Below are 14,681 nucleotides of genomic sequence, written 5' to 3' on the forward strand. Positions count from 1 at the left end.
AACGGCAGTGTTAGGCAAATCAGGTAAAGTAGCGGTGATCGGGGCGGGACTTGTCGGTTCAAGTTGTGCGTATTCCATGATTAATCAATCGATATGCAGAGAAATTATGATGGTTGACCGGACGTATGACCGTGCTGTTGCACAGGCGCTGGATTTTTCCCATTGCATGGACTTCACACATAATCGCACGAAGGTATATGCTGGAACTTATGCAGATTGCGGCAGCATGGACGTCATTGTGCTGACTGCCGGAGCGAATCCGAAGCCAGGACAGACTCGTCTTGACATTCTGGAGGAAGCTGAGTCCATTGCCAAGGATATCGTTGTTCCCATTATGGACAGCGGATTCCGGGGGATTTTTGTCATCGCGGCCAATCCGGTTGACATAGTAACTTATATGGTATGGAAGTTGTCTGGCCTTCCGCGTGAACGAGTGATCGGTACAGGTACATCTATTGATTCATCCCGCCTCAAAACACTGCTGTCAGAGGTCTTCTCCATCGATCCACGCAGCGTGCACGGATATGCTCTCGGAGAGCATGGGGAATCCCAGTTCGTGGCATGGTCGCATGTCACCATTGGAGGCAAACCGATTATGCACATTATGGAACAGCACAAGGAACGCTTTAAACATCTGGATCTGGAGGATATCGCCCGCAAAACGAAAGATGCCGGATGGGAAATTTTCACTCGCAAAGGGTCCACTCAATTCGGAATCGGTAACGCCCTCGCGCATATTACCCGTTCGATCCTCAATGATGAACACAAAATCATTGCAGTCTCGGCGATCCTTGAGGGAGAGTACGGACAGCGCAACGTCTGTGCAGGTGTCCCGGCCATTATTGGCGGGAATGGGATTCAGGAGATTATTGAATTGAATCTGGATGCATCTGAACGTGAGAAATTCGAGCGGTCCTGTGAGGTTTTGTCAGGCAGCATCAATCGCCTTACCCTGGTCTAACCCTTCCCTTCATTCGAAGACGTTTATAACCAGGTGACCATACAATATAAATACGCCAATGACGCTCCTTGATAGGATAGGAGGTTATTGGCGTATTTTGTGTTCGTCGTTGATTGGTTCAGACGACGGCTCAGCTTGGTGCAAGCTGAGGTTCATCTGCCGGCCCCCATTGCTGCAATACCCGCTTTAGTTCGCTCAGCATGATCGGTTTGCTTATAAAGTCACGCATGCCCAACTCCAGGCAAGCTTCCTTGTCTTCCCGTTTGGCATTTCCGGTTACCGCAATAATAGCCGGAATCCGCTCCTGCGGGATTAAGCGGTGTACAAGGTCTGTCGCTTTCAGTCCATCCATAACAGGCATCTGAAGATCCATCAGGACAATATCATAGGCATTTTGCGAAATGGCTTCAATAGCCTCGACTCCATTTGCGCATACATCCGCCTGATAGCCGAGCTTCTCCAGATACTCTGTTAAAATCTTTCGATTTACTGGATGATCCTCGGCAACCAGAATACGTATCGCCACTTTATCTCCCTGGCGTGTGCGGTCATGACTAAATTGACGTGCAGATTGCTCTGCCTCTGCGGTCGCATCTACACTTGTGGCAGGCACAGCGAAGCGGAAGGTTGATCCCTCTCCATCTTTACTCTCCACACTGATACTGCCTCCCATAATCTCCACAAGCCGCTTCGAAATCACCAATCCAAGGCCTGTCCCGCCATATTTGCGGTTAATCACAGGATGCAGTTGAGAGAAGGACTGGAACAGCTGATCCAGCTTATCTTCCGGAATGCCGATTCCCGTATCCTTCACCGCAAAATCCAGTACACTCGCTTCCGGTCTATTGCCGCGAATAATATCCACCGTAACATCGATGCTCCCATGATCCGTAAACTTCAAGGCATTACTCACCAGATTAACGAGTATTTGCTGAATACGCATTGCATCACCGACCATATATTCAGGAATATCGGGATTAAGTCGATATCGGATCTTCAGCTGCTTCTCTTTCGCTCTAGGGGAGAAAAGCTCCGCAACCTGTTCCAGCATGATGCGCAGCGAGAACGGTTCGTAGGCCAGAGCCATTTTCCCGGACTCCAATTTACTGAAATCAAGGATGTCATTCAAAATATTTAATAGGGCATCGCCGCTCTCACGAATGATCTCAGCGTATTCCCGCTGTTCGTCCGATAAATCCGTGCCGATCAGCAATTCAGTCATGCCTACAATTCCATTCATCGGTGTACGAATTTCATGACTGACCATGGACAGGAATTCCGACTTCGCCTGAGCCGCGAGTTCAGCCGTTTCCTTGGCGCGTACAATTTCGCGATCACCAGTCACATCATTGAACACGATAACGGCACCACGAATCTGACCCTCATCGATAATGGGTGTAACCTGGTATTCCACCAAAAAGCTGATTCCGTCTTTGCGCCAGAACACATCCTCCTTTACTGTACGACACTTCCCGTCCATCACGGTCATATGAATCGGACATTCATTTTTTGGAAAATAGCTACCGTCTGCACGTGAATGATGAATAATGGGATGCGAGCTTTTGCCGACAAACTCTTCTGCTTCGTAGCCGAACATGGAAGCAGCAGCTGGATTCATAAACCTGGTGATGCCATCTGCGTCCAATCCATAGATGCCCTCTGTAACCGAGTTGAGGATCAGGGCATGCTGTTTGCTAAGCTCCTGAATCTGTTCCATATAGTCCTTACGTTCCGTAATATCCGACAGAATCCCGTAAACCCCCACGAGTTCCTGATCCACAATGATGGGGACATTAATGATGGATACATCCACCTTCCTACCACCGGAATTCACGATTCGAGATTCATAGTGTTGGGGTTTGCCCTGCTTCACCAGTTCAAAATAAGCCTGTCCGCTGTGTACCTCACATGGGTCCAAGTTCGAAAGAAAAGACTGCCCGATCAGCTTGCTTCGAGGAATATTCAGCATTTTGACCAAATTGCGATTTACGGCAGTATACTTACCTTCGAGACTCAACGAATACACCGCAGCCGGATTATGCTCGAACAGAGATTTGTAACGCTGACGACTCTCCCGCAGCCGTCTCTCCGCATCTTTATGCTGGGTAATATCCCGACTAATGCTCACAATCTGCGTACTCTCGCCCTCATCTCCAGCCACAGGCTTTGCCAGAGTCTCCATCCAGACATAATGCCCTTTCTTGTGCAACACTCGCATTTTGCAACCATTACCAATCATGGACAGTTCCATCGGGTCAGGATAATCTCCGGGGTAACAGTAATCCTTGAAGGATTTGCCTGTGACTTCCTCCGGTCTATACCCCAGTAACGTATACACGGAGGGCGAAACGTACAACAGCTTGCCATCTATTGAGCAGGTAGTGATCAGGTCCTGGGCATGATCAGCCAGCACCTGATATTTCTCCTGTGTCTCTTGCAGCTTCCGTTCAATTGCCACAACTTCAGTAACATCTTTGGCAATCCCGTATATTCCCACAACTTCTTCTCCCACAGTAATGGGAATATACGTAATCTCCGCATGTTTAACAGAACCATCTTTATGGTAAAAAGCCATTGAATCATTGACGGAACGTCCAGACAACACCTCGCCAATGTATTTATTCCTCAGGCGATCACTTTCCGGAGGACAGATCCGATCACGACTTATTCCGATCAGATCTTCAATTTTATATCCTGATATCCGCTCAAACGAGGGATTGGCGTCAATATGATTTCCATGGATGTCCATCACATATATGGCATCCGGGTGATTAAAAAACAGCGATTGATAATAACTTCCATCAGAAATAACACGCTTTAGGGTTTCCGTTTTATTAATATCCAAGGCTTACCCCTCTTTTCTCAGCCTATATCTTCATCTAACAACCAAAAAATATAATTTTCGGCGAAATGGGCCTACCCTCGAATAACCATGAAAGCCTCCCTAGAAACAGCTTTTTTTATTTTACCAGATTCCAGTTCAAATTTGCTTACAATCTCATCATTTAAAAATTTGATATTTTAAAATTAAAATGAATAAATCCCCATCGACGCCATACGTTTTTTTCCGCGTACGGTGTTGATGGGGATCTTTATTTAACGACGATCTGCCTTGAAAAAGGTGGATCAAATTTCTTTTTTTCTAAAATACAAAACTCCGATTAAAATGAAGAGAACTGCACTGCCTCCAACGACCGCCAGCAACGTCCCAAGCGGAACATTGTATGCTCCGAAGCCTCCGCCTTCTATCGGTGTCATGAGGATCATGGGCTGCGCCCAAGGATAATACGGGCCGAAGGTCTTCGAGTTGATAATCAGAATATTAGGTACGGTCAACGCAAAATTCAATGCCAGCGGAGCGGCAAAACTGCTCCATACCAAGGAAACGAACATCTGGAGAGCTGCGAGTGGCACACAAGCAAATAGCCCCAGCAGCAGCTTGCCTGTAAGGAATCCCCATGGAACAGGGTCCGTCATACCCTGGATCGTACCTGCCAGCAGAATAGACCCCAGCAACAATAATTGTGTGCCTGCCAGAAGCAAAATCACGATGGTCAGCTTGCCTGCATATACACCTGTTCGGGTAAGTGGCAGCACCAGCATTTGCTTCCATCCTCCCCCGCATGCTCAAAGCGACAGACGAAAGAGGTAAATACACCGGTCAGGATTGGCAGCAATAACAAACCATGCAGAAAGACCATCGTGCCCATAAGTACACTCCATTGACCGGAAGGAGTGGACAGCAGCCCAATAAGCAAAGCAATTAACGGACTCAGTAGAACTAGAAGCCAGACAGGAGATTTGCCCATTTTGAGGCGTTCAGAGGACAGGATTCGGAAATAGCTCGTCGCAAAACTCATCTTAAGCCACATCCTTCCGGCTAAAGTGCATCATACCCAGCAACATGATCAGGAGACCCGAACCCACACCCATACCTGCATACAGGAAAGGCTTCGAGCTGCTCCAAGCCATCTGTGCCCAAGCGAGCGGAAAGTTCGGTGAGATACTAAGTGCGAACATGCCCATTACAGCGAGTACAATACCAAGCGTGACAGGAAGAGCCTGATTTTTGTTTACCATGGTAAGCCACAGCTCCAGCGATAACACCGGAAGCGCACCAGCCAGTGGCAGCAACCCCAGCTTGATTGCCTGTGACCAGGGAATCGCTCCGGCATCGAATCCAAGCACCAGTCCCAGACCAATGATTCCCGCTGTTAATAACAAACAGGAGATGATAAGAAGCATACAAGCGAGCAGAAATTTGGCCAGGTATACCGCAGGTCTGGTAATCGGTATCGCCAGGAGCTGCTTCCACGAGCCCTGTTCATGTTCAACATTTGCGATCATCGAGCTGAGAATTGTCGCCCCCAGCATCAACGCAAGCGGTACAAACACAACTACATTCTCCAGCAAACTCTCCCACAGATTCCCTGCATACAGTTCTTTCAGGTAGTCCAAACGCAACCCGAAGTTCAGAGCCTGCATGACCGTGAGACCAATAGGCGCCAGAAAAACGAGAAACCAGATGCCTTTGCCACGAATTTTGAGCCAATCGGACGATAACGCACGGCCCGTCATACCTTTGCCCCCTCACCGATGACCCGCATGAACAAGTCCTCTAAGGATTGACGGTGCTCCTCCACACGATAGACCGCATGGTCCTGCTCGACCAATCGACGAACCAGCAGTGCAATCGCGCTATTATCCATATACGGAAACGTGAGCGCCGCGCCTTCACGTTGACCGAATTGTCCCTGCTCTCTTGCCAGCTTCATCGCCTCTTCCGGCTCGGAGACCGTCAGCCGAATAGAGCTGCCCGTCTGGCTGTGCAGATTGGCGATCGTATCCTGAAGGACCATCTTCCCCTCACGGATAATGCCGACCCGGCTCGCCATCTGTTCCACTTCACTCAGCAAATGGCTGGAAACCAGCACGGTGATGCCGTGTTCCAGCGGCATGCGTTTGATTAACTCCCGGATCTCCTGAATGCCTGCCGGATCGAGTCCGTTCGTCGGCTCGTCCAAAATCAGCAGATCCGGCTGGCCCAACAGGGCACTCGCAATACCCAGGCGCTGTTTCATGCCAAGCGAATAACCTTTTACGGAACGTTTGGCATCCCGGGTCAAGTCCACGATGGAGAGCACTTCGGCAATCCTCGATTTGGGTACATCCAATATCCGGCGCAAGGTTTCCAGATTCTCCACCGCGTTCAGATGTCCATAATAAGACGGATATTCAACCAATGACCCTACACGTCGCAGAATGTCCATGCGATCCTTGCGGATATCCTTGTCGAATATACGGATGACACCTTTGGTCGGCTTGATTAAGCCAAGGAGCATGCGAATGGTTGTTGTTTTGCCGGCGCCGTTGGGACCAAGGAAGCCGTAGATGTCTCCCTTTTTAATATGCAGATCAAGTTCACGGACCGCCGCACGGTCCCGGTATGTTTTCCATAAGTTAGCGGTTTGAATAATATTATCACTCACTGTTAATCACCTCGGATATCATCGTAACCTTCCAAGGTTAAAGCTGAAGTCGGCTGAAGTTTAAGTTTAGTTTAAAAAAATGTTATTTCAATTCACTTCCCGTAACCGTTCCATTGTAAATATACACCCGCACACCTGCCTCGGAGCTATCCACCTTCTTGCGCAGCCCCATCTCACGAACGAGCAGATCCACAATCGACAGGCCAAGTCCTGTTCCTTTCGTTTCCGATTCATACTGCATGCCCGGACCCTGATCCCGGATGACCAGAGCGGTTCGTCCCTGAATCTGCTCAGTGAATATACCAATGTATCTTCCTTCCGTCGCATAGCGGATCACGTTCTGGAACAGATTATCGAGAATCCGACGCATTCCCTGCTCATCTACCTGCCAGATCAGAGGTTCATCCGGCAAATCAATATCGATGTCGAATTGTTCTTTCTCCCAAACGGGATACCACGCTGCTGCCGCTTCCCTGACAATACGGAGTATATCCCTTTCTTCCAGTTTCAAGGTGTACTTCCCGCTAGTAAGCAAATTGTACGATAACATGTTGTCGATGAGTCCGCCCAGGTCTTCCATCTTTGCCTCCATGCGTCCCAATGAACTAACGCCCTTGTCACTCAGCGCTTCTTTATGCAGAGCATGCATATGTCCACGAATGACAGTCAGGGGTGTACGCAGATCATGGGAGAGCCCGGCAATGAGACGTTTGCGCAGCTGCTCTTCCTCCTGTTCCCGGTGACGGCTGTCCGTCAGTTGATGCACCATCTGGTTGAATGATTCTTCCAGCTGTCCAATCTCATCAAATCTGCGAATATCAACCGGAAGTGGGATGCCCTCCTTGCCCGGGGTCATCATCGCGGTCTGCAGCCGGATGAGCCGCTTGCGAATCCGCGCGAAGAACAGGATCGACATGACGATGAAGAACAAAAAGATGACCATCATCAATGCACCCAAATAAAGAAGCTCCATAGGCCAGTTATTCTGCGGTTTCTGCAATAGTGTACGGGGCACCTCAATCACCATGAAGCCTTGTCCCTTGTCCTTGCTGTTTCCTCCCACAAAAGCAACTACCGTCAGGGGATCGCGATAGGATGCGTCCTTCATAAATTGCAGCGTCTGGGACACATTCCATTGCGCAGGAATTTGCGTCTTTTCTGTTTTCAGATCGTCCAACGTCCATTTTAACGTCGTTATTGTCGTATTATTAGATGAAGACTCGGATACAACTACCCCTTCGCCAGGCAAAACAAAGACTGTTTTCCCGTTCTGATCCACACGGTACATGGAAGATAGAGGATACTTATGGTGCAGCTGCTCCATGCGTTTATCTATTGCTGCCGGAGTCGCCCCATCCAGCTTCTTCGCAGCCTGTGACCAGAGGTTACTAATATGGGTGGAGTCTCCATAAGGTGCTGCATTTCCTGTATTCGATTGGTTTACCACCACCACATAAATCACGGATACAATCGGAAGAACGACCGGAACAAACAAAACCGCACACAGAATGAGGATAATATAACGGGACATCAGGGACCGACCGAAACGAAGCTTGCGTTTTCCCGCGAAATGCCGTTCCTTTCCTCTTCCTTTCTCCTGTGTTCCTCGCATGCCGGACTTCCTCATCATGGCTTCTTCACGCGGTACCCTACACCACGAACGGTCTGGATGATCGTAGGGTTCGCCGGATCACGCTCCAGCTTCTCGCGCAGATGACGAATATGGACCATTAATGTCTTGTCCCCGTCCAGGTAAGGCTCGTTCCAAACAGCTTCGTAGATCTGCTCTTTGGTCCGAATCATGCCCATATGCCTGAGCAGATAAGCGAAGATATGAAACTGTTTCCCCGATAAAATAATTTCTTCTCCCGTCTCCTCATTCACGATTCGGTTATCCTTCTCGTAGATGGACAGGTGATCCAGCTTCACCACGGTATCGGCTGAGATCGCAGTCCCTGCCTTCCGAAGCTGGACTTCAATCCGCGCGGCGAGTTCATCCGGATGAAACGGCTTGGTTACATAATCATCAGCAAAATCAAGCCCATGCAGCTTGTCATCAATGGACGTTCTGGCTGAGAGCATCACAACGGGGACGGTAGGATGTTCCTTTTTGAGTCGCTGACCCACCGTAAATCCGTCCAATCCCGGCAGCATGACATCCAGAATAATCAACGAGCAGCCCCCGGCTGCTTCAGCCGCGCCTTCGCCACTTGCGAGCCATACCACTTCATAACCTCGCTCCTCCAGGTCATCCCTGACCCATGTGGCAATCTCGGTATCGTCTTCAATATATAACAACTTCGTTTTCATGCGCGTATTCGTTTCCTTTCTGCACCCTTTGGGTTAATAATATTTGAAACATAATCAAGTATATTGTTTGTATAAAATGTACGAGCTGATTAGCATACAACTTTGGATGTCCTTTATTTTAAATTATACCTTAATCAACCGCTTCGCATAATTCTGCATCGAATGCTGCGACTTGCTGACATACTACATATGTAACAGGAGGAGATTCAAATGCTGCTGGAAGCCATCTATCATCAACCGAAACGGAATTGGGCCTACGCCTACGATAAGGATACCATTCGTCTGCGTCTGCGTGCCAAAAAGAATGATCTCACCGAGGTGCATGCCCTGACCGGGGACAAATACGCTTGGGAACGTACCAAAGCGTTGATTCCTTTAACCAAATTCACATCCGATTCCATGTTCGATTACTATGAGGGGGAAGTAAAGCCTCCGTATCATCGGCTGAAGTATTCTTTTTTGCTGAAAAATGGTTCCGAACAGATTTGGATGACCGAAACGGATTTCCAGGAGCATGAACCCGACGATCCCAGTCACATGTTCCAGTTTCCGTACCTCCATCCCGGAGCTGTATTCACACCGCCTGCATGGGTAAAGGATGCGATTTTCTATCAGATCTTCCCTGAACGCTTTGCCAATGGCAACCCGGATCTCGATCCTGAACATGTGGAACCCTGGGGTGGCGAGCCAACCCCGTTTAACTTTTTTGGCGGTGATCTTCAGGGCGTTATCGACCATCTCGATTACCTTGAAGAGTTGGGCATTAACGCCATTTATTTCACACCCATCTTCGAGGCAACGACCAATCATAAGTACGATACCGAAGATTACCTGCGAGTAGATCGGCATTTTGGCGATGCAGATACGGTCAAACGGCTGGTTGAACTATGCCATAAACGCGGAATCCGGGTGTTGCTGGATGCGGTGTTCAATCATTCCGGGAAGATGTTTGCGCCGTTTGTCGATGTGCAAAAGTACGGGAAAAGTCCAAATATAAGGACTGGTTCCATGTGCACGAATTCCCGCTGGATGTGAAGGATGGCATTCCTACCTATGAAACATTTGGCTTCGAGGCTCATATGCCGAAGCTGAATACGGAAAATCCTGAAGTGAAGGCATATCTGCTGGAGGTCGCCGAGTACTGGATCAAGGAAGTAGGCACGGATGGCTGGCGGCTGGATGTCGCGGATGAAGTGGATAATGCATTCTGGCAAGATTTCCGCAAGGTGGTTAAGGCTGCGAATCCGGATGCCTATATCTTGGGTGAGGTATGGAATGAGTCCTCCTCCTGGCTGCAAGGCGACCAGTTCGATGCCTCGATGAACTATCCGTTTACGGAAGCGGTAAATCGTTTTTTCGTAAAAGATGCCATGCACGCTGACGAATTCGCGAACTCCATCGGTCGACAGCTGTCCCGCTATCCGCTGCAGGCCAGTGAAGTGGCGTTCAATCTGCTGGACAGTCATGATACACCACGACTGCTCACCTTATGTGAGGGCGACCGGCGGAAGATGAAACTGGCTGCGCTGTTCCAATTCAGTTATATGGGTGCCCCGTGCATCTATTATGGGGACGAGATTGGACTGGACGGCGATCATGATCCCGGTTGTCGGAAATGCATGGAGTGGGATGAGGCAAAGCAGGATCGTGAGCTGTTCACCTTTTATCAGAAGCTGATTGCACTTCGCCATGCCCATCCTGCCCTGCGTGCGGAAGGCAGCATACGTTTCCTGCAAGCCCGTGAAGGTGGAAGCCAGCTTGTAATGGAACGACAGGATGATAAGGAACGAATTCTGATCCTGTTCAATCGTTCGGAAGAAACAGCTATCGTCGAGCTGGAGGCGGACACCGGGGATTGGACGGAGTTATTTGGGGAGAATTATCGTACAGCCAAGGAAAAGGGAATCCTGGCCGTTGAGCTGCCCGCATATGGATATGCTGTACTCAGCACAGATATCGTGTAGCAGCTTGATGTTGTTATGGCCTTGGAATTTGCTACATTGAAAGCAACGCAAATAAGCGCTCGCAGACCTGTGATGGTTCTGTAGAGCGCTTGTTCTGCGTTATGGATGGATGATCCGATCGATTCATTTCACGATTACGACTGAAATTTACTGTGGCGTGGATAACTGCTGCTTGAGCAATTGAATCGTGGCCTCATATTGCACAAGCCCTACTTGCATACATAAACGCTGTGAAGGCGATATTTGTTCGCCAAGTTGCTTCATCTGGCGCTGCAGCTCGGCATACAGCAATTCTTTACGATTCAGCTCCGCCCGGACCCACCCTGTGACGGTATCTTCATCTGCCAGCTCTCCGAAATACAGACGCATCAGAAAATCAGAACGGAACACTTCGGCTTCCAGGGGACTCATCAAATAGGTACTGAACTCCGCAGAACCTTCCGGTGTTAATGTATACACATTTTTGTCAGGTTTTCCTTTTTGTCTAACGGATTCCTTGGTCAATAACCCTGACTTTTCCATCTTGGCGAGTGTTGGATAAATGGTGCCGAAGCTCGCATCAAAGAAAAACGAAAAATATTGTTCAAAGTACTGCTTGATCTCATATCCGGAACATGGCTGATTGTGCAGTATTCCGAGGATGACATGCTGTGTGTTCATCGGTGTACCGCTCCTTTCCAATTCCTCTTAACGTATCACATCCTCCCTTATACGTTCAACATCAGCAGGCATCTGCGATTGAGTTCCCAAGGGATGAAAAATGTTTGTCATCCATGGTCAGGCGAAGTCAGGTTCCCAGCCAGAGCGGCAGGAGCAGCAGCAGCTTTGGATTCTAAAGGAATGCCGGATTGTGCAGGACTCGAGCGTTTGATCCACGTGCACACCACACCCAGAACCAACGTCGCCGCTCCAATCACCACCAGAAGCAGAACATCATGACTAATCCCGCTGCCGCCAAGCACCAGATTCATCATGCCCTCCACTGCATAGGTTGCCGGTAGATAATGACCGATCTGTTGATAGAAATCAGACATGACATCACGCGGAATGGTTGCGCCCGATGACAACATCAGCAGAGGCAGCAAAGCACTGTTTAACCAAGCCCCGGCATTTCCAAGCAGCAACAAGCTCAATTGCGCGACGAATAGAAAAGATAAGGTAATCAACAACTGAAATAGCCATAACATCCACCATCCATCCGCTGATGATACACCCATAACATGCATCATCCCGGCTCCAACGAGCGATACGATAAATGCAGCACCCAGGTTGATGATATTGCGTGCCCAGAAACGCTCCCATTTCCCCGCCTTGCTACTTAGTTCTCCAGACACTTTTTGCAGATTCATACCAAGCAGCATCGCACCTGTAAACGTAGCCGTCACAATCAGCATCGGCACCATCGAAAAGGCAAAGTTTTGAACTGGATTCAGCCGTTCCACTTCTGCCTCCACCCGGGAAGATAACCCCAGCGCCAGCGCATTTGCCTGATCGGAAGCCATACCCGATTGATCCAGCACTCCACGAATGCCATTTTGCTGTACTTCACGGTTCAACGTCGCTGTAACTTGTGCGGATACGTTCTGCATCACACTTTTCACGGTAGCTACGTTGGATTCATTCATCACATACTTCACCTTCACCGGTTGCGATAAATCTCCCGCCTGCTGCATGAAACCCGATGGAATCTCAATAATCATGTATACATCCCTGTCGGTTAACAGCTGTCTGGCTTCTTCCATCGATGCGGATGGTTTGATCACAAAGCCAAGTCCCGCTGCAAGAGACTTCGCTACAGGCTCAGCCGCGGCCCCATCTTCATTCACAATGGTCACCGCAAGCTGAGTCATCCGTGCATTAACCTGATCATACCCACTAAGCCAAATGGTATTAAAAAAAACCTGGAATAATACGGCCGTAATCAACCCGACAATCGTAGCTCCATTTTTCATAAACAGAAGACTCGTTTGAAAAACACGTTTCATCTTATTCATCTCCTTAGGTTGTATTACGTTATTTAGCTTTTCTATATATCATATTGATATATGTCAGTTAATAATATATCTAATCGATATATAAACGTCAATACCTATTTATTTTTTTCTTTGTTGGAACAGCAAAAAAGCCGATACGCCTCTTCATCAGGAAGAATTCGTATCGGCTTTCATATCAAGATGGGAGCAGCATCGACGTTTATGATCCAGACTCCGAGTTAATTCAGTTCATGTTCGTTCATGGTTGTCATGCCTTAGGTTCAGGTTTGTTTTCAGCAGGGGACTCAGACTCTGCTTCAACTTCAGGCTCTGCACGCTTCGCCTTCGGTTTGGCGAGCTTCTCCATCATTTTCCGTCCCGTTGGTGTTTGAGCCAGCCCACCTTGGGCCGTTTCACGGTGCCTGCTTGGCATGGCACTGCCTACTTCCAGCATGACATCAATGACTTCGTCAGACGGAATGGCACTTCGTACCCCGGCCAGCGCCATGTCGGCCGCAGCCAACGCGGTTACGGCACCCAGTCCGTTACGGATGATGCACGGAATTTCCACGAGGCCTGCGACGGGATCGCAGATAAGGCCCAATGTGTTTTTTAACGCAAGACCTACTGCATGAACCACTTGCTCCGGCGTCCCTCCACGCAGCTCCACCATCGCTCCAGCGGCCATGCCGATGGCAGAACCCACTTCAGCCTGACAGCCGCCCTCGGCACCGGAAATAAATGAATTGTTGGCAATGACATAACCGATCGCTCCCGCACAGAACAGACCGTTCACCAGATGCTCGTCACTCCAGCCAAAACGCTCCTGGGAGCTGATAAATACACCTGGAATGATACCACAGGAACCGGCTGTCGGTGTCGCTACGATTCGGCCCATGGATGCGTTCACTTCCGATACACAAAGGGCATACGCCATGGCTAGTGCAGATGCATCTCCAGAGCAAGTCTCGCCTTTACGAATGTACTCGGCCATTTTTTTGCCGTCTCCGCCAGTCAAGCCGCTGCGTGATGTCGTATCTTCTGTCAGCCCTTTGTGAACAGCTTCCTTCATCACCTGATAGTAATCCGACATCTGCCGCACAACATCCGCTTTCGGGATATTCGTCTCCTGAACCTGCTCTTCGATCATCAGCTCGGCAATGGTTTTGGACTCTGCTGTACAGATGGTATTCAGTTCATGTAGATGTTTAAACCGCATCCGGTTCGACCCCTCTCTTCAAATCAATCACGCGAATGTCCAGCATATGATCCAGCGACCGCAGACGGTTTAACATCTCAGGATTCGGCACACCATCCATCTCCATCGCCGTCAGTGCTTCACCATCCCGCGCTTTCCGATCCACTTGCATGTACCCGATGTTCACACCTGACGAACTGATTGTGGAGGTTACGGAGGCGAGCACCCCTGCTTTGTCCGAATGGCGCAGCACAAGTGTCGGAAACTCTCCGCTGATCTGTACACGAAAATCATTCAATGCATGTACCGATACACTACCACCACCAATGGAAGCACCGATTAGTGAACATTCGCGGTCTCCGTGCCATAACTCAATTTTGACCGTATTAGGATGAGGAGCAGGCAGACCACTTGTAAAAAACTCTACCTCCATACCCGCTTCCTCTGCATATTGCTCTGCATCCGGAATCCGTGGATCATCCGTCACATAATCAAGCAGGCCACCGATCAATGCGAGATCCGTACCATGCCCCTGATACGTATCGGCGAAGGAGCCGTACAGCGTTAATCGGGCACGTTCAGGCGTGCACCCCAACCACTGACGGGCAATTCGACCCAATCTTGCTGCTCCAGCCGTATGTGAACTTGATGGACCTGTCATGGACGGACCAATAATTGAAAAAACGTCTTTAAAACGCATCGCAAACCCTCCATTTATAATCGTCATTTTCATCCAGACCTACACCCATAATGTTCCTTTATTACTGAATGATGACATAAGAAAAG

General features: G+C 49.1%; 10 protein-coding genes and 2 pseudogenes. 2 read left to right on the forward strand and 10 right to left on the reverse strand.

What is annotated here, in order from left to right; genetic code table 11:
• Positions 1 to 7 precede the first annotated feature (7 nt).
• Entirely contained in the window at positions 8 to 961 is a 954-nt protein-coding gene (locus tag ACTWJ7_RS33115) for an L-lactate dehydrogenase (RefSeq protein ID WP_301881934.1), read from the forward strand.
• Between the two features lie 130 nt (positions 962 to 1,091).
• On the opposite strand, the gene ACTWJ7_RS33120 is transcribed toward ACTWJ7_RS33115, so the two are convergent.
• The 6 genes and pseudogenes from ACTWJ7_RS33120 to ACTWJ7_RS33145 form a co-directional block, all read right to left on the reverse strand.
• Positions 1,092 to 3,806 carry a PAS domain S-box protein gene (locus tag ACTWJ7_RS33120; RefSeq protein ID WP_443146278.1) on the reverse strand — a complete coding sequence of 905 codons (2,715 nt, stop codon included), beginning with the start codon at positions 3,804 to 3,806 and terminating at the stop codon, positions 1,092 to 1,094.
• Between the two features lie 281 nt (positions 3,807 to 4,087).
• Positions 4,088 to 4,821: pseudogene (locus ACTWJ7_RS33125) on the reverse strand (ABC transporter permease).
• Position 4,822: 1 nt separating this feature from the next.
• Complete coding sequence (locus tag ACTWJ7_RS33130; RefSeq protein WP_079348747.1) at positions 4,823 to 5,539, reverse strand: ABC transporter permease; 717 nt, start codon at positions 5,537 to 5,539, stop codon at positions 4,823 to 4,825.
• The gene (locus tag ACTWJ7_RS33135; RefSeq protein WP_079348746.1) at positions 5,536 to 6,450 is read right to left on the reverse strand and encodes an ABC transporter ATP-binding protein; all 915 of its coding nucleotides are present in this window, start codon (positions 6,448 to 6,450) and stop codon (positions 5,536 to 5,538) included. The genes ACTWJ7_RS33130 and ACTWJ7_RS33135 overlap by 4 nt, the downstream gene beginning before the upstream one ends.
• An 82-nt stretch (positions 6,451 to 6,532) precedes the next feature.
• A complete protein-coding gene (locus tag ACTWJ7_RS33140) occupies positions 6,533 to 8,062 on the reverse strand; it encodes a HAMP domain-containing sensor histidine kinase (RefSeq protein WP_143805460.1) in 1,530 nt (509 codons plus the stop codon).
• 14 nt (positions 8,063 to 8,076) lie between these two features.
• Complete coding sequence (locus ACTWJ7_RS33145) at positions 8,077 to 8,760, reverse strand: response regulator transcription factor (protein WP_079348744.1); 684 nt, start codon at positions 8,758 to 8,760, stop codon at positions 8,077 to 8,079.
• Positions 8,761 to 8,970: 210 nt separating this feature from the next.
• On the opposite strand from ACTWJ7_RS33145, the pseudogene ACTWJ7_RS33150 reads away from it, so the two are divergent.
• A pseudogene (locus ACTWJ7_RS33150) lies at positions 8,971 to 10,724 on the forward strand (alpha-glycosidase).
• Between the two features lie 147 nt (positions 10,725 to 10,871).
• Here the strand turns inward: ACTWJ7_RS33150 and ACTWJ7_RS33155 are convergent.
• The 4 genes from ACTWJ7_RS33155 to sdaAB form a co-directional block, all read right to left on the reverse strand.
• Positions 10,872 to 11,384: a PadR family transcriptional regulator gene (locus ACTWJ7_RS33155; RefSeq protein WP_301881941.1), complete on the reverse strand. Its 513-nt coding sequence runs from the start codon at positions 11,382 to 11,384 to the stop codon at positions 10,872 to 10,874.
• A gap of 107 nt (positions 11,385 to 11,491) precedes the next feature.
• Positions 11,492 to 12,709 (reverse strand): YhgE/Pip domain-containing protein, encoded by a 1,218-nt coding sequence (locus tag ACTWJ7_RS33160; protein WP_179132760.1) that lies wholly within the window; start codon positions 12,707 to 12,709, stop codon positions 11,492 to 11,494.
• 256 nt (positions 12,710 to 12,965) lie between these two features.
• Entirely contained in the window at positions 12,966 to 13,916 is a 951-nt protein-coding gene (gene sdaAA / locus ACTWJ7_RS33165; protein ID WP_024632229.1) for an L-serine ammonia-lyase, iron-sulfur-dependent, subunit alpha, read from the reverse strand.
• Entirely contained in the window at positions 13,906 to 14,595 is a 690-nt protein-coding gene (sdaAB, locus tag ACTWJ7_RS33170) for an L-serine ammonia-lyase, iron-sulfur-dependent subunit beta (RefSeq protein ID WP_024632230.1), read from the reverse strand. Before sdaAB ends, sdaAA begins: the two co-directional genes overlap by 11 nt.
• Between the last annotated feature and the right edge of the window lie 86 nt (positions 14,596 to 14,681).

Origin of the sequence: Paenibacillus sp. 1A_MP2 (assembly GCF_052244825.1) — a bacterium.
Classification (GTDB): domain Bacteria; phylum Bacillota; class Bacilli; order Paenibacillales; family Paenibacillaceae; genus Paenibacillus; species Paenibacillus vandeheii.

Bases quoted from the DNA above. Each gene is read 5' to 3' on its own strand.
- sdaAB (WP_024632230.1), bottom strand. From the start codon at position 14,595: ATGCGTTTTAAAGACGTTTTTTCAATTATTGGTCCGTCCATGACAGGT.
- ACTWJ7_RS33155 (WP_301881941.1), bottom strand. From the start codon at position 11,384: ATGAACACACAGCATGTCATCCTCGGAATACTGCACAATCAGCCATGT.
- ACTWJ7_RS33130 (WP_079348747.1), bottom strand. From the start codon at position 5,539: ATGACGGGCCGTGCGTTATCGTCCGATTGGCTCAAAATTCGTGGCAAA.
- sdaAA (WP_024632229.1), bottom strand. From the start codon at position 13,916: ATGCGGTTTAAACATCTACATGAACTGAATACCATCTGTACAGCAGAG.
- ACTWJ7_RS33145 (WP_079348744.1), bottom strand. From the start codon at position 8,760: ATGAAAACGAAGTTGTTATATATTGAAGACGATACCGAGATTGCCACA.
- ACTWJ7_RS33160 (WP_179132760.1), bottom strand. From the start codon at position 12,709: ATGAAACGTGTTTTTCAAACGAGTCTTCTGTTTATGAAAAATGGAGCT.
- ACTWJ7_RS33140 (WP_143805460.1), bottom strand. From the start codon at position 8,062: ATGCGAGGAACACAGGAGAAAGGAAGAGGAAAGGAACGGCATTTCGCG.